We start from the raw sequence: 25,424 nt of genomic DNA, 5'->3' as shown, positions 1-25,424 counted from the left end.
CCCTTGGCGATCACTTGGCCAGGCGGGCGTCGAGGCTGTTCTGTGCCAGACGGCGCGCCTGTGCTTCCGTCATCCCTAAGCTTTCATGCAGCGCCATGAAGTTCTCCGTGACGTAACCGCCGAAGTAGGCCGGGTCGTCCGAGTTCACCGTGACCTTCACGCCCTGTTCCAGCATTTGCAGGATGTTGTGCTGGCTCATGTCGTCGAACACACAAAGCTTGGTGTTGGACAGTGGGCAGACCGTGAGCGGGATTTGCTCGTCAATCAGCCGCCCGATCAATCTAGGGTCCTCGGATGCACGCACCCCATGGTCAATCCGGCTGACCTTGAGCAGGTCCAGTGCTTCCCAGATGTATTCCGGCGGGCCTTCTTCACCGGCATGGGCCACGGCGAGGAAGCCTTCGGCGCGGGCCTTGGCAAAGACGCGCTCGAACTTGCTCGGTGGGTGGCCCATCTCTGAACTGTCCAGCCCGACCGCAAAGAACGCATCGCGGAACGGCATGGCCTGCTCCAGCGTTTTAAAGGCTTCGTCTTCCGGCAGATGACGTAGGAAGCTCAGGATCAGACCACTGCTGATGCCAAGCAACTCGCGTCCTTCCGCCAGCGCGCCGCTAATGCCGCGCATCGCGACTTCGAACGGGATACCGCGATCAGTGTGGGTCTGCGGATCGTAGAAGGGCTCGGTGTGTACGACGTTCTGCTCTTCGCACTTCTGCAGGTACGCCCAGGTCAGGTCGTAAAAGTCCTGCTCGGTGCGCAGCACATCGGCGCCGGCGTAATAAAGATCGAGAAACTCCTGCAGGTTGCCGAAATTGTAGGCGCTGCGCAGCGCGTCGACGTTGTCCCAAGGGAGGGCGATCTTGTTGCGATCAGCCAGGCGGAACAGCAATTCGGGTTCGAGCGAGCCTTCGAGATGCAGGTGCAGTTCGGCTTTGGGCAAGGCGTTGAGCCAGTCGTACATGAGAGAACCCCGTCCGGAAAAAACGTCATTCTAGCGCTGTTAAAGCGTTTGACCCCTACGACAGGCGTTCGGCGGTATCGATCGTTCCGCTATTGGGGGCGGCTGCCTGTCGCTCTTGCGCGAGACGCTACCTCTGGGCTGAACGCGAACGTAGAAGTGCAGACGGGTTGCTATCGACACTCGCAGCGAGCTCGCCACGCTGTTTGTTTGGGAGACCAGTCCATAGGCCGACAGGCTGTTGTGGTTTATCACGCGAAAAAATGACGGCGTTTCAATCGTGTAAGTTCGTCATCGCTACGTTTTCGGTGGATTGGTTAAAAACTAATCGTTGTCGGCAAAGGCGCGCCGGCTCTGGGCTTTCAAACGTATTCCAAGGCTTATCCACAGCAGCATGCACACCTAACGGGGATAAAAAATACGCACAAAAAAGCCATGCTCGACCGCGTCGGCATGGCTTTTTTGCGTGATCAGGCCCAAGGCCTATCGGATGCTGCTCGTTAGTTCTGCTGAGCAGGTTCAGGCGCTGGCGCCGGGGCGCGTGGCTCAACCGGTTCGCCCACGTCGGGCTCATCGTCATCGGGCATGGTGACATCAACGTCCGGTACGGTGACGGTCTTCTCTTTGGTGCCTACGTCCACTTCCGGCGCATCCACGTCGTACTCGGGCATGTTGCCGCCTTCGACCTCGACGTCCGGCAGTGAACCTTCTTCAGTCTTTTCCACATCGCAACCGGCCAGGCCTAGCGAAGCGAGCAATACGGCTCCTGGTATGAGCCACTTGTAATTGCTTTTCATGGTTGACTCCTCTATCGCAACGGAATGCGCATTTCGGCACTTCCCAGATTCGGTGGGCCACCGCATGCAGTTTCAACTGCTGACCCAACGGCAAGTGCCGTTGTTATAGGGACTTCCCATGCCGCATGCAGTTCAACTGACTGACGTTTGTCCCGCGTCAAGTGCACGCAGTTCGGCCCTTCCGCGGCTGATGTCGGCGAGGATTTGTTGCAGGTGAACATGCTGCTCAGGCGGCAGCGCCACAACCAGCTCGGCGCCCTCGGCATCGAAGGTTTCGCTTTCGATCAAGGCGTCATGGTCACCGAGGCGAGCCTTCAACAGAGCCAGCTCCGCGAAACGGCAATGGCAGGCGTAGCGATCCCGCCTCACCAGCGCAACGCGAGTTCCTGACTGGAGGCACTTCGCGGCCGAGCCGCCGTACGCGCGCGCCAAGCCCCCCGTCCCTAGCTGAATACCGCCAAACCAGCGAATCACCACCACAACGACCTGATCGCAATCCTGCCCCTCGATTGCGGTGAGCATGGGTCGGCCGGCCGTGCCGCCGGGTTCGCCATCGTCGCTGAAGCGATACTGATTGCCGATCTTCCAGGCCCAGCAGTTATGCGTGGCGCTCAGGTCGCTGACGGCTTGGATGAATGCCTGGGCTTCTTCCGGGCTGGCCACCGGTGCCGCCTTGGCGAGAAAACGGCTCTTGCGGATCGTTTCGTGATGCTCGCACGGAGCAGCGAGGGTGAAGGTCATGGCTGATCAGGATGGCCGTTAGGGCTTCGCATTGTAGCGGCGCCCGAGCCGGGCTGCGGTGCGTAGATACGGACGGAGGACATTGAGCCTTGGACCACTCAGTCGATCCGCGTGAACTTTGCGCCCGGTGAAGACCACGAATTCTAGGAGGCCTTGCAATGGCCATCGCTCTTCCCTCATTGCTCGAAAAGGAGGACATCGTATGCTCAATTCCAACTACGAGACCTGTATCCAGGCCTGCTCCAATTGCGCCATCGTCTGTGAAACCTGTGCCGCATCGTGCCTGCGTGAAGACGACGTAAAGATGATGGCCCGGTGCATCGAGCTGGACCGCGACTGCGCCGATCTATGCGCGCTGGCCGCCACCCTGATGACTCGTGACAGCGGCTTGGCCAAGGAAATGTGCCGTATCTGCGCGCAAGCCTGCCGAGAGTGTGGCGAGGAGTGCGGCAAGCATCAGGCGGATCATTGCCAAGCCTGCGCTGAGGCGTGTCGCCAGTGCGCCGAAGCGTGCGAACGTATGGCGGCGTGACCCGTGCGGGTGGGTGAGCGGGTCGCCTAGCCGAGGCTAGCGGCCCGCTCGTGGCGCCGGCAGGGAAGCGTGTGCAGGTCGCCTTACTCAGGGTCCTGATACCAAGGCCCGAAAGGATCTGGCATGTGCTGCCAGTGCTCGACGCCAAGGTTCCACTCGGTATCAGTCAGCATGCACTGATCAAGCTCAGCACAAAGCCGGTTGAAGTCGATGTGCTGCCCGATAAACACGAGCTCCTGACGGCAATCGCCGCATTCGGCGTCCCACTTGCTCCGAATCGATGCCCGCGTCTCCTCGTCGTCCGGCCATTGAGCGTCAGGCGTGAATCGCCACCAGCGACCTGCATAGTCGTAACGCATCAACCCTCCGGCCTGCGACCAGCTGCCCGCTTCCTGGGGGCGGGTTGCAAGCCAGAAGTAGCCTTTTGACCGCAGCAGTCGGCCATTGGACCAATCACGGTTGAGGAAGTCGTGGAAACGCTGCGGATGAAAGGGTCGACGCGCTAGGTACGCCGTTGATGCGATGCCGTATTCCTCGCTTTCTGCCACATGTTCGCCGCGCAACGTCTTGAGCCAGCCCGGCGCCTGCGCGGCACGCTCGAAATCGAACCGCTGCGTCCCCAGGATTTTCGCTAGCGGTACGTTGCCCATGCTCATCGGCAGGATGTCAGCGTGGGTGTTCAACCGGCCCAGAATTGCGGTGAGTTCGTTGCGCTCGGCGCTGGAAATCAAATCAATCTTGCTGATCAGGATGACGTCAGCGAACTCGACCTGCTCGATCAATAGCTCGGTGATGGAGCGTTCATCGTCTTCGCCGAGGATCTCACCGCGGCTGGCCAGGCTTTCGGCATCATGGAAGTCGCGCAAGAAATTTACCCCGTCGACCACCGTGACCATCGTGTCCAGTCGCGCCACGTCGTTGAGGCTTTGGCCATGGCTGTCCCGGAACGTGAAGGTTTCGGCGACCGGCAATGGTTCGGAGATGCCGGTGGACTCGATCAGCAGATAGTCGAAGCGGCCTTCACGGGCCAGCTTGGCGACTTCTTCGAGCAGGTCCTCGCGCAACGTGCAGCAAATGCAGCCATTGCTCATCTCTACCAGCTTTTCCTCGGCGCGGTTCAAACTGACGTCGCGCTGGACCACAGCGCCGTCGATGTTGATTTCGCTCATGTCGTTGACGATGACCGCCACCCGGCGGCCATCGCGATTCTTCAGGATGTGGTTGAGCAGGGTGCTTTTCCCGGCGCCCAGAAAGCCGGACAGCACGGTAACGGGAAGCCGATTCACGGTGATCTCTCAAGCAGTACGTTGGTGTTTTTCGCGCTGTTCCTGCCGCTCTTTCGCTTCGATGCAGAGGGTCGTCGTGGGGCGCAGCAGCAGCCGTTTCAGCCCGATGGGCTCGCCTGTTTCAGCGCACCAGCCGTATTCACCGCGGGCGAGGCTGTCCAGCGAATCGTCGATTTTGTCGATCAGCTTCTTTTCCCGTTCCAATAGCCTCAGCTGCCATTGGCGCTGTTCCTCGGCGGTGCCGATATCGGAGGGATCACTGCTGGGTTCCTGTTCGCGCAGTGCCTGAAATTCTTCGGCAATGCGGGTCTGCAGCTCGGCGCGCTGGCGCAGTAGCAGGCGGCGGAAGAATGCTTGCTGAGCGTCGTTCATGTACGCGTCAGCAGGCTGTGCGAGAAGTTCGGCTTCGGTCATGGTGGCAGGTGTGGGTAGTGATGATTATAGAGTTATAACATAACAATTATTTGCCGTATATTTTGCTTGCTCAAGCGGCGCGTGGCAGGCAGGGGAAGATGAACTCTCCACTACGCAGCACGCTCGGTATCAGCGGATCAGCAAAAAGGTAGGTGTCGGTCTAGGCTTTTTGGGCTCGGGCAAGAGACACGGGCCGAGCCCAAGCCGCTTACAGACGAGTGGAGCGAAGCATGAATCCGACATTTCACCCTGGCCGAAACATCGCGATGAAGGTGCCTGCCCACGAGTATGGGCGCACTGTTGCGTTCTACCGCGACACCCTCGCGCTGGAGGAGCTCACGCCGCGCGACGCGGACGACGAGCAAACGCCGCGCTTCGCATTTGGCGACAAGGTGCTCTGGCTCGATTGCGTGGCAGGCCTCAGCCAGGCAGAAATCTGGCTGGAGGTCGTCACCGACGATCTGGACGCTGCCTCGACCTATCTACAGCAACAGCAATGCGCTCGGCGGGATGAAATCGAGCCCCTGCCGGAGGGGTTCAGGGCGTTCTGGATCGCCAGCCCCGCCAATATCATTCATCTGATTTCTGAGGCCGCCCGCCCAGATGGGCCTGCAGCGCTGTGACGCGGTCAAATCCCGACCCGATAAGCGACATGACAACCATCCGCTTTTCGGAAATCGAGCGGTACGTTCCTGCGCTGCCGGGACTCTACGAAATCTACACAGACGATGGCGAGGCACTGAAGGTGGGAATCGGCGTCAACCTGCGCAAGCGACTGATTCAGCATCGGCGATCGCGCCAGAGCCGCTTGATCCTCAGGGCGGGCGGCGACTGGAGCAATCCCGCCGATGTCAGGAGCACACAGTCGATATTGGCGAAGCATCTTTATTTCGCCGGCAGCATCGACGGCCACGAACTCACCACGGAAGCGGGGCGGCAGCGGTTCCTTGAGGAGCACTGCTGCATCCGCTTCCGCGTGACGGCAAGCCGCGAGGAGGCTCGCGCATTGGAGCGTGTGCTGGAAGCGGGCGGGACTTTCCCGTTCCACGGTCGTGTGAACAGGCTGTCGCCAGCAGGCTGATCCGCAGCGGCAGCCGCTAGTTACCAAGACGTTTTTTATACCGTTTGCTTCTGCCGCCAGACCTGCCCCATCTGCACCAGCACCACCAGCGTCACGATCGGCAGCAGCCCGAGGTTCACCGCCGACCAGCCGGCCTGCGCGATCAATGCGCCGGAGGCGAACGACATGGCGGCAGCCACACTGCCGTTGCTCAGCTCCATCAGGCCCTGTGCCCGGGCGCGTTCGCTCGCGGCGTGGCCCTGGCCCAGCTGGGTGGTGCCGGCGACCAGCATCAGGTTCCAGCCGACACCGAGCAGGCAGCTGCTGAGCAGGAAGTGCCAGTGGCTGACACCGAGCAGCGCGACCACCGCACTGGCGATCAGCAGTCCTCCGCCGCCGCAGGCGATAAGCCGGCTGCCAAAGCGATCCACCAACGACCCGGCAATGAACGCCGGGAGGAACATGCCGAGCATGTGCCACTGGATGACCTGACCGCTGGCGTGCAGATCCAGCCCTTCGCCATGCATCGCCAGGGGCGTGGCGTTCATCACCAGGATCATCAGGCCGTTGCCGGCAGCGGTGGTCAGTACCGCGGCGCGAATGGTCGGCCGCGCCAGCAGTGCCTGCCAGCTGACTGCTGGCGGGGCGGCCTGAACGCCATTCGTTCCGCTGCTCGCCGGCAATCCAGCGAGCACCAAAGCGCCCAGCGCTGCGAGGCTGGCGATCAACAAATAGGTGCCGGCGAACGGCACGCCGGCGAGATCACGCGCCATGTGGCCGAGCGTGGGTGCGATCAGCGCGGCCAGTACACCGCCGCCGATCACGCAGGCCGTGGCGCGACCCTTGAAGGCATCGCTGACCGCTTCCAGCGCGGCGAAGCGGTAATACATCGCCGAGGCCTGATAGGCGCCGATGGGCAGCGCGCCGAGGCAGAGCAGGGTGAAGCTGTCGAGCCAGAGCGACAACGCGCTGATCAGCCCGCCCAACACGCCGGCCAACGCACCGATGAGAAAGCCGACGCGACGGCCGCGGCGCTGCATCAGCCCCGCCAGTGGTTGCAGGGCGAGGAGGCCGCCGAGCATCAGCAGAGCGAGCGGCAGGGTGGCGAGGCCCGCCGCCGGTGCCAACTGCAGCCCGACGATGGCAGTGAAGATGATCCCGGTCATCGAGCAGGACCAGAACAGCGCTTGGGCGATGAACAGGCGTAGGACCTGGGGATTGCTGAGCAAAAGGTGCATAAGGGCGGCTCCTTGAGGGGGACGAGCGGACACAGCGCTGCCTGGCCAGATGCCGAGCGAGCTGCGAACGGTGAGTGAGGTCGGGCGCGTCAGCCGAAGCGCTGGAAGAAGTCCCGCGGGCTGACCGAAAGGTGTTTCTGAAAGCTGCGCCTGAGGTTTTCCGGATGGCCGAAGCCGGTCAGCCGCGCCACCGTCGCGATCGAGGCCTGGGCGTCGAGCAGCAGATTGCGCGCGGCTTCCAGGCGCACTCGCTCGATGTACTGGCCTGGCCCCATTCCGGTTTCCTGGCTGAACAGACGGCACAGGGTGCGCGGCGTCATATGCGCCTGGGCGGCCAGCGCCTCGATGGACAGGTCGTCGCCCAGGTGCCCGGGAATCCATTCCAGCAGGGCGGCGAGGCGTGCCACGCTGCCGCTCGGCGCGGCCAGCATTGGGCTGAACTGGGTCTGCCCGCCGGGCCTGCGCAGAAACATCACCAGCCGCTGGGCGACTGCCAGCGCCAGCGCGCGGCCGAGATCGGCTTCGACCAGGGCCAGCGCCAGGTCGATACCGGCAGTGACGCCCGCCGAGCTGAACAGATGCGCCGCCTGTGGATCGGTTGGGTCGTAGGTGTGCAGGCGATCACCCTGCACCTCGATGGCCGGGTACTCGCTCAACGCAGCGAGGTCCGCCCAGTGCGTGGTCGCTTTGCGCCCGTCGAACAGCCCGGCCTCGGCCAGGATCAGGGCGCCGGAACAGACCGAGCCCAGGCGGCGCACTCTGGGTTCGGCGGCCCGCAGCCAGTCGAGCAGCGGTTGGTCGTGCTTCGGCTTATCCACGCCGACAACACCGGGGATCAGCAGGGTGTCCAGCGTGGCGGGATCGCGCCCGGCCCAGCTGGCATCCGCCACCAGCTTCAGCCCCGCCGAGGTGGCGACCGGCCCGGCGGCGGCACCCAACAGCACCAACTCGTAATGCATTGGCAGGCCCTGGCGCTGCCGCTCGACGTTGGCCGAGGCGAACACCTGCATCGGACCGGTGACGTCCAGGCTCATCACATCCGGGTAGATCAGGCAGGCGACGGTGCGGGTGGTGTCCATGGTGCAGCTCTCGGGGTGGATGGCTGCAGTCTGCTGCCGAGGCGCCGCTGTCGCAATGACAAGGTTCCCTCGGATCTTGCCAGATTGCGCTGTCCAGGCACGTGATCACGCGCGGCCAGTCGATTCCAGAGCAAGTGTGCTATTCCAACGAGCGGCTGCCTGCGCTTCAGGCGCTGCTGTTCATGACCCGCAAGCGATATTGCCCCGGCGTCATGCCGACCACGGTCTTGAAGTCGTGGATGAAGTGCGCCTGGTCGCTGTAGCCGCAGGCCAGGGCGGTGTCCAGCAGCGGCTGGCCGGTGCGCAGTTGGTTGCGCACCAACGCCACGCGCTGGATGCGGCTGAACTGCTTGGGCGTCATTCCCACCTGATGGCGGAACAGGCGCTCCAGCTGGCGCTGGCCGAGCGGTACGGTCTGCAGCATATCGGCCAAGCGGGCACGGCCACCATCGGCGGCGATCTGCGCCAGCAGCTGCTGCACCGGGGCGCGACTCGCCTGGGTTTCTTTGAGACGACGGAGCAGCTCGCGCTCGACCACGGCCTGCTGCGCGCTTCGGTCCAGCTCGGCCAGCTGATCGGCCAGGTGCGCGAGTCCGAGCCTGGGCCAGTCCGCGTCGTGAAGCCCAGCCAGTTCGTCGAGGGCGATGCCGAACATCGCGGCGCCCATGCCGGGGCGAAATCGCACCCCCATCAGCCTGACTCGACCGGCCAGCTGCAGGCGGGTGCTGGCCAACTGCGGCCCGGCGATCAGGGCCCGCGGCCAGCGCTGAGTGCCATCGAAATTCAGCGGGTCGGCGAAGTTGAAGATGACGCCGCTGCCGCCGTCCGGGTGCAGCAGCTGTTCGTCGTAGGCTTGCGAGCCGTCGCCTTCCATCCACCAGAAACGCTGCACATACGCCGCCAGCGCCGGGCTTGGCGGACGGGCGATAAAACCCTGCAGACAGGGCAGGCGGGCATGAAGGATCTCGGTCATGACGGGCCGCTTGGATGATGTCGAAAATCTACAATAGCGCAGCATGGCGGCTGCGTAGCCTTGGTTGCACATTCAAACCGAGGAGTGACCACCATGCGCATGAACTACCAGACCGCCGCCCCCGACGTGATGACCGCCATGATCGGGCTGGAAACCTACCTGGCGCGGCAGAGCCGTCGCGAGGACGGCGTCGACAAACCGCTGATGGAGTTGGTGAAGATCCGCGTCTCGCAGATCAACCAGTGCGCGTTCTGTATCGATATGCACACCAAGGACGCTCGCGCGCTGGGTGAAACAGAGCAGCGCATCTATGCGCTCAGCGCCTGGCGCGAAACCCCGTTCTTCAGTGAGCGAGAACGCGCCGCACTGGCCTGGGCCGAGGCCAATACGCTGCTACCGCACGGCATTTCGCAGGCGTTGTTTGAGAAGACGCGTGAGTACTTTTCCGAGCCGCAACTGGCCAACCTCACCCTGGCTATCGCGACAATCAATGCGTGGAATCGCTTCAGTGTCTCGTTCGCGCCCGTGCCGGGCAGCTATCAGCCGACCTGAGCCCAGCTCGATATCGTTTTAGCCGCCCCAGCCCGGTCTGGAATACCGAAGGCCGGGCTGCAACGGTCGGAGCTGATCAGCTCAGGGTGCGAGGTCCTGATTGCTCATGGCGCAAAAGCTGTTCGTTCGCTTGGCAGAAGGGAGGGCGCGGAGCTGAGCCATGCATTGGGCCTGGCTCGGCGTTCGCTGTGCGCTGAGCATCGCATGCTCATCCACGCCGATCAGGTACGACCGGTTGTAGCGCGGGCCGTCTCCCCACCGGCTGAACGACAGGTCGGTCAAGGCGCAGCGGTACTGCATATGGCCAGAAAAACCCTTGAAGCGGTCGCTGCGGAAGATGTGATGGTATTTCTGCCAGTCCCGTGCGCGCTGGCCCTCGCGCACCGCTTCCCGGCAGCCTTCCAGCTCGGTGATCTCCGGTTCGTGCAAGAACAAACTTTGCGCCAGGCTGGAGCCGTCCAGCTGCATCGTGGCCACCAGGTACACCCGCTGGGCGTCCGCCTGCACTGGTAACGCCAGCAGCAAAGCCAGCGTCAACATCCCTGTTCTGAACAATCCGCAATGCTCCTGAAAGACAAAATCAAGGGCCGCACCCTAGCCGAGGCAGGTACCACGAAACAAGTGCGAAAGCCCCTAAACAGGCGGGCCAGCTCAGCTGACCATGATCGTGGGACATGAACTCCTTTGCCGGCTGCTGTCGAAATCGGTGTGCCCAGCATGAGCGTTCGAGGGGAAATGAAATGTTGCAAGCCCATCGCGACATTCGGCTAACGTTTGGCGGCTTTGCTGTAAATTGGCCTGCCATTAGCAACGAAACCTCCCTTACATGACCCTCCTGATAGCGTTCGCTGTCTTATCTATTCTCGTTTCATTCATCTGTTCGATCCTCGAAGCCGCACTGCTCTCGCTAACGCCGAGCTTCATTGCACACCAGAAGGACTCCCGCCCGAAGCTGTACGAGCGGTTGAAAGAACTGAAAGACAAGGTCGACCAACCCCTCGCGGCCATCCTGACGTTGAATACCGTCGCCCACACCGTTGGCGCGACCGGTGTCGGTGCGCAGGTCACCGTGGTGTTCGGCAACGGCTATGTCGGTATCGCCTCGGCGGTGATGACGGTACTGATCCTGGTGCTTTCGGAAATCCTGCCCAAGACCATCGGTGCGCGTTACTGGCGCACGCTCGCGCCGTACCTGCCGCCTCTATTGAACGGCATGATCCTGGTGCTGAAACCCTTCATCTACCTGTCCGACATGATCATGCGGCTGGTCGGCGGCAAGGAGCCAGAGCACGACATCCGTCAGGAGATCAAGGCGCTGACGGTGATTGGCCGCGAGAACAAGAGCCTCGACGAGGACGAGCAGCGCGTCATCAGGAACATTCTCGACCTGCACGAGATCAAGGTCCGTGACGTGATGACGCCGCGCACGGTGTGCGACTACACATCGCCGGAAACCAGCATCGGTGCGTTCAAGGTCCAGGTCGCCGACAGCCAGTTCTCGCGCTACCCGGTGATTGGCGACAACGAGAGCCCATTGGGCGTCGTGTTCCGCTATGACGCGCTCTCCGCCACCGACGACGAAGCGCCGGTCTCGACGATCATGAAACCGATGAAAGTCGCGCCGGAAATGACCAGCGTCGAAAACCTCATGACCCAGCTGCTGCGCGAGCGCCAGCACATGTGCCTGGTCTATGACGAGTTCGGTAGCTGGCGCGGCCTGGTGACGCTGGAAGACATCATGGAAACCATCATCGGCCAGCCAATCATGGACGAAACGGACGACATCCCGAACATGCGCCGCTTCGCCAAGCGCCGTTGGGATCACCGCATTAAGCGAGTTCGCGAGAGCTGAACGGGCCGACGGGCAATGGTGGTGGCAGTGGCGAATAGATTCGGCCACTGCCGCGGTGGGCGAACAAGTTCGCCCCTACGAAGGTAAAACCCCGGTCGCCCGCAACCTCAGCGCTTTACCGTCCCGAGCCGCATGAAGCGTGTTTCGCCGCTGGCATCGTCCACTCCGTCGTTATCGGTAACGACGAACAGACGGCCCAGTTTGTCGACCGCCGCGCCTTCTACCTTGTCCAGCACCCAGCCACCGGTGCTCTTCAGACCAGGCAGCAGATTGCGCTCCAGCGTCTTGCTCACCACTGGGAAGCTTTGGCCCTCGGCAGCGGGTTGTAGGCCGCTCAGGTCGATGCGATACAGGCGTTTGATTTGCGCTGCCGGCCCCTGCTGGTTGTCGCGTTCGATCACCAGGAACTGGCCGTTACCGATGGCGGTGAGTTCGGACAAGCCGACCCAGGCGTCCTCGGCTGCCGCGTCGAGCGGGTAGTGCACGAAGCCCCATTCACCGTTGCTCGGGTTGAACACGCCGATGCGTACCTTGCCGGCCGGGTCGTTCTTCCATTCGCGCTGGAAGGCTACGTAGACGCGCGTGCTGGCGCCTTCGCCAACTACCGAAACGCCTTCGAATCCATTGCTGGTGCGCTGCGCCGCCACGTTTTCCGGCAACCCAAACTCGGCCAGCACTTCGCCCAAGGCGTTGGTGCGGATCAGTAGATTCGGCTTGGCTTTGCCGTTGCCTTCGGAGGCCAACCAAAAGTCGCCATTGCTGGCCTGAGCAATGCCTTCCAGATCGTAGTCGACGGTCTTGCCAGCCTTGCTCAGCTCGATCTGGCGGTCGATCAGTGCCGGTGTCTGGCTGGTATCGACGCTGAAGATCCGCGACGCCTTGTAGTAACTGTCCGGCACCGCATAGAGGCGGTCGGACTGGCTGCGGTCCGCGACCAGACCGCTCAGCGCGCCCCAGGAGATCAGGTCGCTGTCGGTCGAACGAATCTCCGGGTATGACGCGCGCTTGGCCCCGTATTGATAGATCGAAAGGGTCGAGCGATAGCCGTCCTCGGCCGAATCTTCCTCGCTACTGACCACCAGCAGTTTACGCGCCGGAATCGGCAGAATGCCCTCCGGCCCCATGCCCGTTGGTAGCAACTGATGTATCACTGGCGCCCATGGGTGGGCGACGTCATACACCGCCACGGCATTGCCGCGCTCACTGCCCACGAACAGGAAGTCCTGCTTACGAAAGCTGGCCGACGCGATGCCTTCCGGCTCAATGCCCTTGTTCTCCGAACGGTTCTCCGGGTAATGGCCGGCACGGATAAAGGCGTGCTCCATCGACACGTCAGCGTCATGCCAAACCTTGCCGTTGTAGTCGAACAACGTGAAACCGCGGCTGCCGCCTTCCGCGCCTTCGGCATCCTCGTAGTCGCCCTCGTTGGCAGTCGCCAGCAGCGGGCCGACCCACGCGATCGAATCCGGCTCGCGGCGCTTGCCAGTAAGCACACCGATCGGCTGGATGCGGTCGTTCTCGTCTACGTCCACACCTTCCAGATCGACCTGGCCGGCACTGAAATGGCGCAACACACGGCCGCGACGCAGGTCGACCAGCACGATGTGGTTGTTTTCCTGCAGCGTGACGGCGGCTACGTCCTGGTCGTTGATGCTGACGTATTCCGGCTCCGGATCGCCTGGAGCGACCTCGGCCAGGCCGGTCAGGTCGACGTCGCGCGTGCTCCAGCGCGACGGCTGACCTTTGAGGTCGACGATACGCAGAAATCCGGCCGGCAGCTGCGGAATCAACCCGTCGTTGAGGTCTTCGTCCCGCTCGTTCTCGATGGCGACCGCGGCATAGCGGCCCCTGGGGCTGATGGCGATGGAATCCGGTTGACCGCCCATAGGCAGCGTGGCGACGCGTTTGGGTTGCGCGGGGTTGCGAATATCGAACACTGCCAGCACGCCGTCGGGCTGGGCAAAACTAAGCGAAGTATTCACCGCGACCAGCGCAAAGTGATGGTGTACGGCAACCGAGGTCGGCTCGCCTTCGAGCTGTACGAATCCGGCTGGTTGCGGGTTTTTCGGGTCCTGAATGTCGACCAAGCCGATGCGCTCGCCCGGGCTGTCGGTGTAGATCAGCGTGCGGCCGTCGCGGCTGACGGCGGTGATCTCAGCGACGGTCTGGCGGGAAACGTCTTCGTCCGCGCCCAGGTTGCGGTACACCGGAAAGGTCGCAACCCGCTCGAAATATTCCACACGCGACGGCCCGGCCTGGGCGGCCAGTGGCAGCAGGGCCAAGGTCAACGCGGTCGATAGCGCAGTGCGGGTCAGGCGGGTCGGTGTTCTCATGCGAGCCTCGGCTTTTGTGATTTGGATTTAGCCAAAACACGCTAGGCTGGCTTTGTTACGAGGGTGTTACGAGGCAGTCAGAGGGCACTGGACATGACGCGCGCTGCGGTTTTCACCAGTGCTGGAAGGGTGAGCGACAGTGTGTGGAGCACCTGTTGCCATCACCTTCGGCAGATTCGTCTATTTTAAGGAAGCGGATATGAAGCAATCAGGCAGCTGTCTCTGTGGTGAAATTCGATACGAGATAGATGGCCCCCTTACGGATGTTTTGAACTGTCATTGCTCGATGTGCCGCAAGCTGCATGCGTCTGCTTTCAGGACGCGCGCCAAGGTGCGCTCTGCGGACTGGAAAACCCTCGTAGGCGAAGAGTTGATCAAGTTCTATGAGTCGTCGCCCGGTGAGTACAAAGGGTTCTGCTCGAATTGCGGTTCCAGCCTGTACACCAAGTTCGACGCCAACCCCGAGGTGTACGGTTTCCCACTCGGAACACTCGACACCGATCCAGGCGTCGAAGCCCAGCGGCATGTGTATGTCGATAGCAAAGCGCCGTGGTTTCAGATTACGGATGATTTGCCGCAGCATGCCGAGTACGACTGAGGCTGGCTGGTCGGTGGTGCCGGGACGAGCAAACTTTTGGGAGGCTGGCTCGCCCTTCGGACTGACTGCGCTGGATGGCCCTGTCTCTTGCATCACGCCAGTTTTTTTGAGTTCCACAGGTGGCGAAGTCCGCGGCCTGTGAGCCTTAAAAGACTGCCTGTAGCAAATACAAGAATGCCTATCCCGATGAGCGCTGACCCAGAGACTATCCCGCTCGATAGCACGCCTACGTCATATTCCATGCGCGCAAAAAAGACGGCCCATAACGCGAACCACAGTACGAGCCATGCCGTTATGAACGGTGCCTTCCATGGGGCCAGCAATGGATAGAGGAATAGCGCCGTTAAGGTGGCGAGATAGGCATCGAGTTCCATTCTGATACGGGTCGGCCAAGGCAGAGGGCGTAGTAAATATCACCGTGCGTTGTGGATGCAGCCGACCAATCGTGATTGTCGGAAGAGCGCAATTGCTGAACGCATTGGCTCACCTGCGGGCCACGGAAAACCACGGCTCGCAGTCAGTTGTCCCGATTGAAATTACTTCGGCTGCAATTGCAACAAGCGGCCGTCATCGCCATCCTCAAGCACCCAGATGCTGCCGTCCGGACCCTGTTCGACTTCGCGGATGCGCGCACCCATGTCGTAGCGGGCGGCTTCGCTGGCTTCTTCGCCATTGAGCGTAATGCGCACCAGCCCTCTGGCGGAAAGGCCGCCGACGAAGGCGTTGCCTTTCCAGTCGGCAAACTGATCACCGCTGTAGATCATCAGGCCGGCAGGGGAGATCACCGGCGTCCAGGTGATTTTGGGTGCGATGAATTCCGGGCGTGTGTCGTGATCGGGAATCGGTCGACCGCCGTAATGGTCGCCGTTCGAGACCTCCGGGTAGCCATAGTTGCCACCCTTTTCGATCAGGTTGAGTTCGTCGCCACCTTCCGGGCCCATTTCCTGTTCCCACAGACGGCCCTGCGCGTCGAACGCGATGCCAAGCGGGTTGCGATGGCCCAGCGACCAGATCTGCGCCGTCACGCCGCCCTTGTCGGCAAAGGGGTTGTCATCCGGCACGCTGCCGTCGTCGTTCAGCCGCAGGATCTTGCCCATGGTGCTTTTCATGTCCTGCGCAGGCGTGAACTTCTGGCGGTCTCCGGAAGAAATCCAGAGCTTGCCGTCCGGGCCGAATGCCAGGCGGTGGCCATAGTGCCCGCCACCCGAAACCTTGGGCGTTTGTCGCCAGATCACCTGCACATCCGACAACGAGCCGCCGTCAGGGCCTAGCGCCAGGGTTGCGCGAGCCACGGCTGCGCCTCGGTCGCCGCCGTCTCCCTTCTCGGCGTAGCTGAGGTAGATACGTTTGTTCTGTGCGAAGTCGGGATGAATGATCACGTCGCCGAACCCACCCTGGCCGCCGTAGGCGACATCAGGGACGCCCTTGATGTCATGCGTCTCGCCGGTTTTGACATCGACATGCTTGAGCGCGCCGCGTTTTTCGGTGACGAGGGCGGTGCCGTCCGGGAGAAAGGTCATGGCCCAGGGTTCGGCGAAGGTGGCGCGCGGCGTGGCGCTGAATGGCCATTGGTCCTGCTTGATCGCCTCGGCTGCGGTGGCAGCGAGCGAGGCGAAACCAAGGGCAATCGTACCGGCGACCTGCAGGGGAACACGCTTCATGACCATCCTCTCGTCGAAAGTTTGAGCTCAACGTTACTGCGCATGGCGCGCTCAGTTGAGCCTGGATTTGTTACGCGACGCGTCAGGGCAGCGCTCCCGGTGCCGCTTCGTATAACTCCAGCGGCAGGTTGTCCGGGTCTGGGAAAAAGGTGAATCGACGCCCCGTGTATTCGTCCACCCGGATGGGTTCGACCTTGACGCCCTGGGTTTCCAGCCACGCCTTGCTTGCCTCGACGTCATCCACCGCGAATGCCAGATGCCGCAAGCCTTGCGCCTCCGGCCGGGACGGTCTTGTGGGTGCCTCAGGAAACGAAAAAAGCTCGATCTGGCCGCCGTCAGGCAATGCAAGGTCAAGCTTGTAGGAGCGGCGCGCTTCACGGTAATGCTCGGTGATCACAGCCAGACCGAGCGTCTCGGTGTAGAAGCGTTTCGAGACGGCATAGTCCGAACAAATGATGGCGGCGTGATGAATGGATCGAAGCATGCTTTGTGGCTCACGGTGGCGTTCTGTCAATGACTGATAGGGCGGCAGGGTGTTCCCATGAGCGCGGTCGCAATACGTCTAGTTTTGTTTTCTTGAACGGACACCCAAAGCAGTAACCGTGACCAAAATCAGGCCCATGCCCAGAATCTGTAGCGCAGCCAGGCGTTCGTTCAGCACCATAACGCCGAAGAGCGAAGCGGTTACCGGCTCGATCATGGCCACAATAGACGCGACCGCCGGCGCGGTATGGTTGAGCCCGACGATATACAGAATGAACGATAGCCCGGCGCCCAATACCCCCAATACCACGAACAGCGGCCAACTCGGGGCGGTCAACACTTCCACTGCCTGGTCCGCATCGGCGAACCAGCCAAGTATGCCAACGAGTACGGCGAACGCGATCACGAGGATTGCCTGAGGGCTGCCGTGGGGCGCTGCATACTTAAAGCCAAAAATAAACACTGCGTAGGACACGCCGGAGAGCAGACCTGCGCCGGCGGCTACGGGGGTGATGTCACCCGCTTCTATGTCATAGATGCCGGTAAGCAGCAGGACGCCAAGCATCACCATGGCGATCGCTGCCCACTTGAACAGGGTGGGTTTTCAAGCCTGAACGCGAAGGAAACGAGATAGACGAACACCGGCGCGGAGTACATCAGGGTTGCCGCAACCGCAACGCTGCCCTCTGCAATGCTCAGGAAATAGAAAGAGAAGTTGCCAGCTACGCCCACCCCGGCCACGACCGACCAGAACCACATCGAGCTGTTCGCCAACCCGCTTCCGCCCGGGCGCAACGCGAGCCACACAAGGACGAAAACCAGCCCGATCACGCCCCGGTAGAGCGAGACCACAACCGGGCTCCAACCCTCTGCAGTGAGAACGCCACCGATCCCGACTGACAGCCCCCAGCATAAGGCCGCGAGCACTACGAACAGCGTACCCAGACCCGCCGTCCTGCCTGCCAGGTCTATCCCGTTCGGCGGCGAGTGCTGCGTCATTCGTAATTCCTATGCCCTTAGTGTTAGCGGCCGCCCACCGCACCTCAGGGGGCTGATCGGGCGTTATCGGTAGCGCGCGGAGCGCCGGCTCGCACCTCTCAGAAGTGCAATTACCGGCTGCTTGTCACTGGTTGCGCGTTACTCGCCACACCACGTTGGCAAGGTCATCCGCCACGATCACCGCACCTTTCGGGTCGACGGTCACGCCAACAGGTCGGCCGCGAGTCTTGCCCTCATCGGTACGAAAGCCCGTCACGAAATCAACCGGTTCGCCTGAAGGGCGGCCATTGCTGAACGGCACGAAGACCACCTTGTAGCCCGACGGATCCTCACGGTTCCAGCTGCCGTGCTCACCAACGAATGCGCCGTTGGCAAACTGCTCGCCCAGCTCGGGGATGGAGAAGTCCACCCCAAGGGCGGCAACGTGCGAGCCCAGCGCATAGTCCGGTGTGATCGCTGCGGCGACCTTGTCCGGATCCTGTGGCCGCACCCGGTCATCGACGTTCTGGCCCCAGTAGCTGTACGGCCAGCCATAGAAGCCGCCTTCCTTCACGGACGTCAGATAGTCCGGAACCAGGTTTTCACCCAGCTCGTCCCGCTCGTTCACCACCGCCCACAACTCGCCTGAACCCGGCTGTATCGCCAGGGCGGTCGGGTTGCGTAAACCGGTTGCGTAAGGTTTGTGGGCACCCGTTTCAGCATCGATTTGCCAAACCATTGCGCGGTCGACTTCCGCATCCATCCCCCGCTCGGTGATGTTGCTGTTGGAGCCGATGCCCACATACAAATACTGGCCATCCGGGCTGATGGTCATCGCCTTGGTCCAGTGATGATTGATCTCTGATGGCAGGTCGGTGACCTTGGTCGGCTCCCCGCTGGCCTCAGTCTGGCCCTCTTCATACGCGAAGCGCACCACTGAGTCCTGATTAGCGACGTAGAGGTTGCCGTCATGGAAAGCCAAGCCGTAAGGGGCGTTGAGATCGTCGGCGAACACCGTCTGCAGCTCGTAGGTGCCGTCACCATCGGCATCCCTCAGCAAGGTCAGGCGATCGCCTCCTTTCACCGACGTATTGCCCTGCGCCTTGATGTACCCGGCGATCACGTCCTTGGGCTTGAGTTTGGGTGCGTTGCCACCCTTGCCCTCAGCCACGAGGATGTCACCGTTGGGCAACACCAGCGTCTGACGCGGAACCTTCAGGTCCGTGGCAATGGCCGTGACGCTGAAATTGTCCGGTACCGTCGGTATCGCATCACCCCAGGGCGACGGCTCGGCGATTTTCATGCTGGGCAGCAACCCACGTTCCGGTTCGGGCAGCTTTGGGGTGGCGCCATACAGCTGCGCGGAATCCTGATCGTCAGCCCCGCAAGCCGCCAGAAATACGGACATTGCCAGGACGGAGAGCGCGCTTGAATGCTTCATGCCTCACCTCCGTTACGCAGGTTGCTCAAGCCAATCCACGTGGCCGCACAGGCCAAGACCGTTACGATCACCGAGAGCACCAAGCCAGTTGGCATCACCGCCCAGGCATCCTTGGCGTGCTGCAGGGCATTGATGAAGCCGAGCACCCAGGTCGCGACCAGCACCAGGAAATACACCAGCGGCCGTCCCGTTTTGCGCCGCGCGCGGATCAGGTTGACGAGCGCAAAGACGATCGCCAGCCCGCAGAAGACCAACCCTCCGGCAATCAGCCAGGACGAAAAGTCACTCCACTGAATGTGGTAGCTGCGGAAGTAAGTAATGTCCGTCAACAGCGCGCCGAGAAACAGCGGGACTGTCCCGGCTAGCAACGTCGCATGCAGCGGGTTCGGAACGTGGCGGGAAATGCTGTGTGTCGTCTGCTGAGTGCTATGGGTGATAACGGTCACGAAGGCGTCCTCATCGCTGGCGACCCTGGCTTGATGCGCGGCGCGAATGCACTGGCTACCGGGATCGCACTGACTGTGCTTAAAAGGGGATCGTGCCGCTGAGGGGTTAGTTCACTCTGATCGACGAGTCGAACGACCCGAGGCGACGCCATGGTTGCCCATAACGCTGGCGCGGGCTGGCGACTTTGGGTTGGGGGGACTGAAGTGCATTAGGGAAGCGAAAGTTGCGAGCGGTATGGCTTCTTTACGAACTAAGCAAAGGGAGCGGTTCTTAGCACGCCCAAGTGCGCGGTATTCATTAGCTACCCAAGAGCACACCACAGGCCATAACAGAGCCGCATATCGCTACCTGATTCACTAAAAAGCCTGTGGCGAAACCTAATACACCAGTTGTGAACGCGAGAGCCGGCCTACGGCTTTTTGTATGTCGGCTGATAATCCCCGTTATGAATAAGCCAATAGCTGCGCCAGGCAATGAAAACAGGTGGCCTAGGGCAAGCAGGCCCTCTGCCGTTGACGGCGCCCAATTAGCCCTTAAGTAAACGACGAAGGTGACGGCTGCAGCAAACACGGCACCCGAAATAAATAACGGCTTCGTTTTTATCGCTGCAGAAAGAACAAAAATCGCAAGAAAGACGGACGCGTAATACCACTGTCCGATAAAAAGCACATCGCCTTTCATGAAGGTGACGGTGAGAGCCGCAGCAATGGCTATGGCTGTGATGATTGCATCGGTGCGTAGTGCCAGCAGCATGGGGTGACATCCTTGTCTAGCCGCGCCCGTCTAGCGCACAGATCGAAAGCGCGAGGAGGAAACGGCTAAGAATTAAAACGTGTCGTCATATCTAACAGGTGTGTACTCGCCAAAGAGCGATAGGTTGAAATAATCATTCGCCCCTCCCGACTTCGGTAGGAAGCCCGTCGTCCGCTTTCCATTTTCGAATACCGCATACCAGTGAAGTGCTGAACAACCCGCAAATCCGCAGTCGCCGCCGCACACAGAACGATAGGCTGTACCGGTGAACGGCGTATCGTCGCTTCGACTGAATGCAATGCCGTCCCGGTACCGTAGCGCGTCATCGGACTCAACCGCGCCGGCCAAGACGTAGCGGCAATACCCAACATCAATCAGGGGGATCGCTACCGCCATTGTGATCACGACAAAGCAGAGGATCGGGAATACCCGTGGCGTTGTTTTTGTCATGGCTGCCCAGAAGGTTTTCCTGAAGTTTTAACCGGTTGCGCTCGGCCTCACATGCGGACGTTCACGCATTGCCTACTGGATGCTTTACGACGTTTCCCATCACCAGGCGACCACGTCATAAAGTACCCCCGAAGACGCCCGGCAGGGACGCGTAGTGCGGTAGATCATCCACAACCGGAAGCACCGCGAACTGACAATGGATGTGAAACGCCGGCGTGAACGTGCCTGGCGGCAACAGGTTTGCCTTGATGCCTGTTAGCGCTGAATCTGGCACGCGCGCGATCAGAAGCGTCCCACATGTCCGGCAGCGTTGTCGGGGCAGTGTCTTGTACGTCCACGAGATCGGCGCGCCTCGAATGACCTCGACGGCGTCCGAGGGAAAGACAGCCACGCCCACATACGACGCACCATGCACGGCCTGGCAATCGTCACAGTGGCAGTAAAACTGAGCCACCGGCTGATGATGGATCCGTAGGTGAACGGCTCCGCATAAACAGCGAGTGTCGATACGACTCACGGTCGGTCCTCCGCCATGGCTTTGATGATTGCCAACTCTTCGCTGGCGCTATACGCCTCGAACCACTGCTGGCCATCCGGATCGATCGCCAGGTCACCGAGCACAAACTCCAGACGAGACCCGCCGTCCGATTCCGAAAGCGTCAGCCCGTATGTCACCTCGCCCGGCCTTGCCTTTCGTGGCCAACTGATATCTTCCAGCGCGAGCACGAGTTTCTGCAGTGGATCAAGCGTGACGACCGTACCGGTGAGATAGGTTCGGCCATGTTCGTCATTCCATCGGACCCTATTTCCCAACTGTAGCGGGCCATCACTCTCTAAGACCGGCGTCACCAGCATCCAGCGCCTTATCGCGCTCGGCGACGTAAGGGTGTTCCAGACCTTCGACGGTGGCGCGCTTATACAGATAGATTTACGGACGATTAACGCTGGCATCGTGTTCTCCTTCTTGCTGACTCAGCGAGGGGCTGTCTGCCGCTTGATCAAGTTAGTCGAACGAACACGATCCATATCGACACCCGGCGGAGCGAGCTGCAGAACCGTCTAAACGTTTGGTTAGTGGGCGGGCATGAACCGGTATCGATTAAGCGGAGCGAACGCTTTGAACCATTTGTTGGGAAAAAACCACTGCAGGGAACGATATGAAAAGCTAATAAAGAAACGCCTTTTGCTGACCAGATAAAGCCCACGACATAAGCACCTACTTGCGCGCCAAAGAAGATAGAAAACGGCACTCCTAAACCACAGGTGAGCAGCTACGCGTTGGATTTGATTTTTGCCTAACGTTTGGTTTGGGGGCGGGGGTTAGCCCGTCCCAGTGAGCTAGGCGAACGATTTAAGAACCATTTGTTAGCTATCGTGGTTTGGGCCTGCAGTTAGCGCAGCTGCCATTTTTTCCCACGATACAACCCGCCTAATAGCAGCACACTTGCTCGCGAACGCTTTCTTTCCTTGTGCTTCTTCTCTAGCCCTTTCAAGTTCGCTATTAGGGAAACCAGCAGCAGAGATTAGCCACAGCAGCATTTTGGGCTCCATTATGTGGTTGTAAGCATATCTCGCATCCCGTCCAGGGCCGCTGCTCCTCGCATACTTCACTGCTTTTCTGTTTGGATCTAGCCAGCCCAACCAATGATCACGCTGCGTGGTGTAATGGGCATAGCCTTGAGTGCCGAGTGAAACCGGCTCGTCGGAAGGCAGGCGTTCAATCATTCGAGCTAGCCAATGGGCAGAGTAAGTATTCATAGGTATAAGCATCTAACGGTTGGTTAAGGGGCGGGCTTTAGCCCGTCCCAGTGAGCGAAGCGAACGGTTTGAACCAATTGTTATGCGGTTGCTAAAGCCCGTTGGCTAATGCCTGCTTGATTATTGGGGCCACTGACTCTCGCGTGATTTGGCGGTCAACACAGTATTTTGAAAGAAGCCATGCAGAAAGCTGTTTTTGTCCTTTACTAGCGTTGCATGAGCAGCAGCATAGAGTAATGTTTTCGAGAGTAATGATTTTCGCGTCATTTAAAATGTGCTCCCAGATCGCGCAAGTTTTCTTTGAGATCTTGGCTGTTGTGAATGCTATGCCGCAATAAACGCTTTTTTTGTCCCTCGCGCGGACTTCTTTTTCGAGCCAGCTTGGAATGTTCCAACTATTTGCCATGCTGACTCCTTCCTTGTTTACGCATAACGTTTGGTTAAGGGGCGGGCTTTAGCCCGTCCCAGTGAGCGAAGCGAACGATTTGAGCGACTTGTTAGAAGGCGCCTTATACCTGACGTAAGCCGTATACGTAAATGCTAAAAAATCCGATGAGCAAAGATATAGCGACTAATATGAGTTTAAAAAGCTGTGCGTGTAGTTTAAGAACTAGGGTAAACCAAGCGCCTGTTAGTGTAACGCCAGCCAGCAAAACTAATGCCCCAATTAGCGTAGAGCCGAATAGCTGGCCTACAAGACCACCCCATATGGCCCCAATAAAAGCGAAACCAATAAATGCAATGGGCTTAGATACTAACTGAGCTTGGGCAGGCTCGAACAAAGCTAGGCCAGATAACCAACGACCCTGCCAAATAGCGCCAAAACCCACGCCAATACAGATTGTAAAAAAACTAGCTACTAGCCCAAAGTGTTGAGCTAACAAAAATGCAAGCACTACTGAGATGGCTAGGCTGAGTAAAAAGCGCCATGTAAAAAGAATTGCGATGATTGGGGCTACGATATCCATGTGACTTCTAACGTATGGTTAAGGGGCGGGCTTTAGCCCGTCCCAGTGAGCGAAGCGAACGATTTGAACCACTTGTTATGTGCCTTTACTCGATAACCTTGAGTTTTACTTTAGCGCCATCAGGGAGATCGGATATTTGCTTTCCGATGTCTCCAGAGAAGTGTATTTGCTCGATCTGTGGAACTGTACGAATATTTGATAATGTATACTCGCCACCAAGCCCGCTCGGTATGACCAAGTGATATTTGTGACCGGGCAGCAATGAGCCAAGTCTCTCTTTAGCTTGTTCAGTCAACGCAGCCATGTACCAATCAGCTAAGAAATCTTGGTTTGTCGAGAGCGCATCAAGCTCGTTTCTATTTTCGGCGATTACTTGACAATAAACATCTTCAGGGCATAGGCGCCAATACCTGCCGCGATTGTCCTTGATGATCAGATTTCCGAAATCGTTTTCACCAATGATTTCCTCTGGCTCAATACCGACCCAGCCCCAAGACATTTTTATTGCTTCAATGATATTCATGGCTTTGGTACATAACGCTTGCAGCATGCGCGCCCTTGGAATGGAGCCGAAGGCGCAATGAAAAGGGCGTCGCCGTGCCTGCACTGGTTATGTGCTTGCGTCACGAGACACACGGCTCAAGCGAAAAAATGAAAAGCACAAACCAAATATTAGCGACCAGAATTAGCATTTCTATCGCACCCCGAGCAAATGCAGGGACATTCCGATACCGATATAGATAACCAATGACTACCCATTGAACAACAAGCCACAGAACCGAAAAGTAAAAGAAACCTCTGTGGCACTCGGCCCCAGGAGTCGTGTAATAGGCGTACCACCAAGACGATACAGCGCCTGTAGATAGCACAACCAGAACAACGCAAGAAAGCACATTACGCCATAGCAGATAATCTGTGCTCAGAAACTTTGCTCTAGTTTCATCGAATTTATCAGTCATTCACATTCTCAGATGAGCTGCCACATAACGTTTGGTTAAGGGGCGGGCTTTAGCCCGTCCCAGTGAGCGCAGCGAACGGTTTGAACCACTAGTTTGGGTGGCCCACGGTTTTAAGCCGAGCTAGATATTTTTTTATTTGATTGTTCTGACTGTCACCAATAGTTCCTGCCAGGCTTACTGAAAGCTCTTCGTTAGAGGTTAATCCGCCGTTCGTGATGTTCGCAGAACCTATGATTGCTTTATATTCACCAGCGTTCTCGAAGTAGTATATTTTTGAATGAAGATATTTAGCGCTGTCGTCTACTACTATGTGGAGAATTGACTCTCTTGATTTTAGAGATTCTATTGCTTCGCTATCAGTATGTTTTTTATTTGAGTAAATAGTGATTTGGCTTTTATTTTTTAAGGCGAGATCAATGGCGGGGAGTAAGTGTTTAAGCCCCGCCTGTTTCAGCCATCCAGAGCACAGTACTGATATTTCAGAGCGTTTTATCAACTCAGCTAAAACCTTCCTGTGGTTGTCTTTATTAGCGTTTAGCTGAAGGAGCATGTTCTTACCCTAACGCCTGAGTTAAGCCGAACTGCGTAGTGGAAGCAACGGCGTGGCAAGTTTTTTCTGCCACGATGGTGCTGCAACGAAGCAGGTTCGGCTTGAACGAACGGTTAGGCCATGCGGACTTCATGGCGCGCTAGCGGCGGCCGGAAACAGCGAGCGGGCGACCGTACCTAGTGACAAAGTAGTTTCTTCAATATTGAAAGAAGTAAAAGGGATACCACAAAGGCAGCAATAGGAAACAACCCGAAGCTAACTAGGCTGAACAGGCCTGCTACTAGAAACGCATCAAAAAGAGCACCGCCTATACCGCATCCGTGTGAACTGGCGCCATGCAGACTAGAGCAAAGAAAGTCACCTGCCAAGAATCCCTCAACGCCCACCGCGTCAACCTGAGAGACGCATAAAGACGTAACTAGCAAAACGAGTGGTGACATGAATATTGCTACTACGACAATTTTTAACGAAACATATTTCTTCAGTGGTGTGATAATCAAGCCTAGAGAAGCGACGAAGACAAAAATTAATCCGAAAAGCATGTCAAAAAAATACGCCATATC

29 protein-coding genes are annotated in these 25,424 nt (G+C 59.2%); 6 read left to right on the top strand and 23 right to left on the bottom strand.

Annotated elements, in window-relative coordinates; genetic code table 11:
* Positions 1–10: 10 nt before the first annotated feature.
* The 3 genes from K4O48_RS16270 to K4O48_RS16260 form a co-directional block, all read right to left on the bottom strand.
* On the bottom strand, positions 11–961 hold the full coding sequence (locus K4O48_RS16270; protein WP_222909416.1) for an adenosine deaminase: 951 nt from the start codon (positions 959–961) through the stop codon (positions 11–13).
* 497 nt (positions 962–1,458) lie between these two features.
* Complete coding sequence (locus K4O48_RS16265) at positions 1,459–1,755, bottom strand: hypothetical protein (protein WP_222909415.1); 297 nt, start codon at positions 1,753–1,755, stop codon at positions 1,459–1,461.
* Positions 1,756–1,887: 132 nt separating this feature from the next.
* On the bottom strand, positions 1,888–2,496 hold the full coding sequence (locus tag K4O48_RS16260; protein ID WP_222909414.1) for a YigZ family protein: 609 nt from the start codon (positions 2,494–2,496) through the stop codon (positions 1,888–1,890).
* Positions 2,497–2,698: 202 nt separating this feature from the next.
* On the opposite strand from K4O48_RS16260, the gene K4O48_RS16255 reads away from it, so the two are divergent.
* Positions 2,699–3,028 (top strand): four-helix bundle copper-binding protein, encoded by a 330-nt coding sequence (locus tag K4O48_RS16255; protein WP_222909413.1) that lies wholly within the window; start codon positions 2,699–2,701, stop codon positions 3,026–3,028.
* Positions 3,029–3,111: 83 nt separating this feature from the next.
* Here the strand turns inward: K4O48_RS16255 and zigA are convergent, their stop codons facing one another.
* Positions 3,112–4,314 carry a zinc metallochaperone GTPase ZigA gene (gene zigA / locus K4O48_RS16250; RefSeq protein WP_222909412.1) on the bottom strand — a complete coding sequence of 401 codons (1,203 nt, stop codon included), beginning with the start codon at positions 4,312–4,314 and terminating at the stop codon, positions 3,112–3,114.
* 9 nt (positions 4,315–4,323) lie between these two features.
* Entirely contained in the window at positions 4,324–4,728 is a 405-nt protein-coding gene (gene dksA, locus K4O48_RS16245; protein ID WP_222909411.1) for an RNA polymerase-binding protein DksA, read from the bottom strand.
* A 230-nt stretch (positions 4,729–4,958) separates the two neighbouring features.
* Between dksA and K4O48_RS16240 the strand changes: the two genes are divergently transcribed.
* Both K4O48_RS16240 and K4O48_RS16235 read left to right on the top strand, forming a co-directional pair.
* The gene (locus K4O48_RS16240; RefSeq protein ID WP_222909410.1) at positions 4,959–5,351 is read left to right on the top strand and encodes a VOC family protein; all 393 of its coding nucleotides are present in this window, start codon (positions 4,959–4,961) and stop codon (positions 5,349–5,351) included.
* A 29-nt stretch (positions 5,352–5,380) separates the two neighbouring features.
* Positions 5,381–5,809, top strand: coding sequence for a hypothetical protein (locus K4O48_RS16235; protein ID WP_222909409.1), 429 nt, complete (start codon positions 5,381–5,383; stop codon positions 5,807–5,809).
* Between the two features lie 35 nt (positions 5,810–5,844).
* Here the strand turns inward: K4O48_RS16235 and K4O48_RS16230 are convergent, their stop codons facing one another.
* From K4O48_RS16230 to K4O48_RS16220, 3 genes are all read right to left on the bottom strand, one after another.
* The gene (locus K4O48_RS16230; protein WP_222909408.1) at positions 5,845–7,026 is read right to left on the bottom strand and encodes an MFS transporter; all 1,182 of its coding nucleotides are present in this window, start codon (positions 7,024–7,026) and stop codon (positions 5,845–5,847) included.
* 89 nt (positions 7,027–7,115) lie between these two features.
* The gene (locus K4O48_RS16225; RefSeq protein ID WP_222909407.1) at positions 7,116–8,105 is read right to left on the bottom strand and encodes a GlxA family transcriptional regulator; all 990 of its coding nucleotides are present in this window, start codon (positions 8,103–8,105) and stop codon (positions 7,116–7,118) included.
* Positions 8,106–8,271: 166 nt separating this feature from the next.
* Positions 8,272–9,078, bottom strand: a complete 807-nt coding sequence (locus K4O48_RS16220; protein ID WP_222909406.1) for a helix-turn-helix transcriptional regulator — start codon at positions 9,076–9,078, stop codon at positions 8,272–8,274.
* Positions 9,079–9,171: 93 nt separating this feature from the next.
* Between K4O48_RS16220 and K4O48_RS16215 the strand changes: the two genes are divergently transcribed.
* Positions 9,172–9,630 (top strand): carboxymuconolactone decarboxylase family protein, encoded by a 459-nt coding sequence (locus K4O48_RS16215; protein WP_222909405.1) that lies wholly within the window; start codon positions 9,172–9,174, stop codon positions 9,628–9,630.
* A gap of 81 nt (positions 9,631–9,711) precedes the next feature.
* Here K4O48_RS16215 and K4O48_RS16210 read toward each other — a convergent pair whose 3' ends face one another.
* Positions 9,712–10,170 carry a hypothetical protein gene (locus K4O48_RS16210; protein ID WP_222912125.1) on the bottom strand — a complete coding sequence of 153 codons (459 nt, stop codon included), beginning with the start codon at positions 10,168–10,170 and terminating at the stop codon, positions 9,712–9,714.
* A gap of 286 nt (positions 10,171–10,456) precedes the next feature.
* On the opposite strand from K4O48_RS16210, the gene K4O48_RS16205 reads away from it, so the two are divergent.
* On the top strand, positions 10,457–11,482 hold the full coding sequence (locus K4O48_RS16205) for a CNNM domain-containing protein (RefSeq protein WP_222909404.1): 1,026 nt from the start codon (positions 10,457–10,459) through the stop codon (positions 11,480–11,482).
* Between the two features lie 107 nt (positions 11,483–11,589).
* Here K4O48_RS16205 and K4O48_RS16200 read toward each other — a convergent pair whose 3' ends face one another.
* Positions 11,590–13,815, bottom strand: coding sequence for an esterase-like activity of phytase family protein (locus tag K4O48_RS16200; RefSeq protein ID WP_222909403.1), 2,226 nt, complete (start codon positions 13,813–13,815; stop codon positions 11,590–11,592).
* Between the two features lie 199 nt (positions 13,816–14,014).
* Here K4O48_RS16200 and K4O48_RS16195 point away from each other — a divergent pair, with 199 nt between their 5' ends.
* Positions 14,015–14,413: a GFA family protein gene (locus K4O48_RS16195; RefSeq protein ID WP_222909402.1), complete on the top strand. Its 399-nt coding sequence runs from the start codon at positions 14,015–14,017 to the stop codon at positions 14,411–14,413.
* Between the two features lie 536 nt (positions 14,414–14,949).
* On the opposite strand, the gene K4O48_RS16190 is transcribed toward K4O48_RS16195, so the two are convergent.
* The 13 genes from K4O48_RS16190 to K4O48_RS16130 form a co-directional block, all read right to left on the bottom strand.
* The gene (locus K4O48_RS16190) at positions 14,950–16,074 is read right to left on the bottom strand and encodes a PQQ-dependent sugar dehydrogenase (protein ID WP_222909401.1); all 1,125 of its coding nucleotides are present in this window, start codon (positions 16,072–16,074) and stop codon (positions 14,950–14,952) included.
* An 82-nt stretch (positions 16,075–16,156) separates the two neighbouring features.
* Positions 16,157–16,558, bottom strand: coding sequence for a VOC family protein (locus tag K4O48_RS16185; RefSeq protein ID WP_222909400.1), 402 nt, complete (start codon positions 16,556–16,558; stop codon positions 16,157–16,159).
* 78 nt (positions 16,559–16,636) lie between these two features.
* On the bottom strand, positions 16,637–17,128 hold the full coding sequence (locus tag K4O48_RS16180; protein ID WP_222909399.1) for an EamA family transporter: 492 nt from the start codon (positions 17,126–17,128) through the stop codon (positions 16,637–16,639).
* Positions 17,122–17,556, bottom strand: a complete 435-nt coding sequence (locus K4O48_RS16175; RefSeq protein WP_222909398.1) for a DMT family transporter — start codon at positions 17,554–17,556, stop codon at positions 17,122–17,124. The genes K4O48_RS16180 and K4O48_RS16175 overlap by 7 nt, the downstream gene beginning before the upstream one ends.
* Positions 17,557–17,680: 124 nt before the next feature.
* Positions 17,681–18,976 (bottom strand): PQQ-dependent sugar dehydrogenase, encoded by a 1,296-nt coding sequence (locus K4O48_RS16170; protein ID WP_222909397.1) that lies wholly within the window; start codon positions 18,974–18,976, stop codon positions 17,681–17,683.
* Positions 18,973–19,422 (bottom strand): DUF2231 domain-containing protein, encoded by a 450-nt coding sequence (locus K4O48_RS16165; RefSeq protein ID WP_222909396.1) that lies wholly within the window; start codon positions 19,420–19,422, stop codon positions 18,973–18,975. Before K4O48_RS16165 ends, K4O48_RS16170 begins: the two co-directional genes overlap by 4 nt.
* A gap of 298 nt (positions 19,423–19,720) precedes the next feature.
* Complete coding sequence (locus K4O48_RS16160; RefSeq protein WP_222909395.1) at positions 19,721–20,176, bottom strand: hypothetical protein; 456 nt, start codon at positions 20,174–20,176, stop codon at positions 19,721–19,723.
* A 565-nt stretch (positions 20,177–20,741) separates the two neighbouring features.
* On the bottom strand, positions 20,742–21,080 hold the full coding sequence (locus K4O48_RS20770) for a GFA family protein (RefSeq protein WP_409518950.1): 339 nt from the start codon (positions 21,078–21,080) through the stop codon (positions 20,742–20,744).
* 59 nt (positions 21,081–21,139) lie between these two features.
* The gene (locus tag K4O48_RS16150; RefSeq protein ID WP_222909393.1) at positions 21,140–21,577 is read right to left on the bottom strand and encodes an SRPBCC domain-containing protein; all 438 of its coding nucleotides are present in this window, start codon (positions 21,575–21,577) and stop codon (positions 21,140–21,142) included.
* A 1,316-nt stretch (positions 21,578–22,893) separates the two neighbouring features.
* Positions 22,894–23,352 (bottom strand): hypothetical protein, encoded by a 459-nt coding sequence (locus K4O48_RS16145; protein ID WP_222909392.1) that lies wholly within the window; start codon positions 23,350–23,352, stop codon positions 22,894–22,896.
* An 85-nt stretch (positions 23,353–23,437) separates the two neighbouring features.
* Complete coding sequence (locus tag K4O48_RS16140; RefSeq protein WP_222909391.1) at positions 23,438–23,875, bottom strand: T6SS immunity protein Tdi1 domain-containing protein; 438 nt, start codon at positions 23,873–23,875, stop codon at positions 23,438–23,440.
* 524 nt (positions 23,876–24,399) lie between these two features.
* Complete coding sequence (locus tag K4O48_RS16135) at positions 24,400–24,861, bottom strand: restriction endonuclease PLD domain-containing protein (protein ID WP_222909390.1); 462 nt, start codon at positions 24,859–24,861, stop codon at positions 24,400–24,402.
* Between the two features lie 176 nt (positions 24,862–25,037).
* Positions 25,038–25,421, bottom strand: coding sequence for a hypothetical protein (locus K4O48_RS16130; RefSeq protein ID WP_222909389.1), 384 nt, complete (start codon positions 25,419–25,421; stop codon positions 25,038–25,040).
* Positions 25,422–25,424: the final 3 nt, after the last annotated feature.

The sequence above is a fragment of the Pseudomonas sp. DNDY-54 genome (assembly GCF_019880365.1).
Lineage (GTDB): Bacteria > Pseudomonadota > Gammaproteobacteria > Pseudomonadales > Pseudomonadaceae > Stutzerimonas > Stutzerimonas stutzeri_P.
The sequence above is the reverse complement of the archived record's forward strand: the minus strand, read 5'-3'. Positions and strand labels throughout refer to the sequence as shown.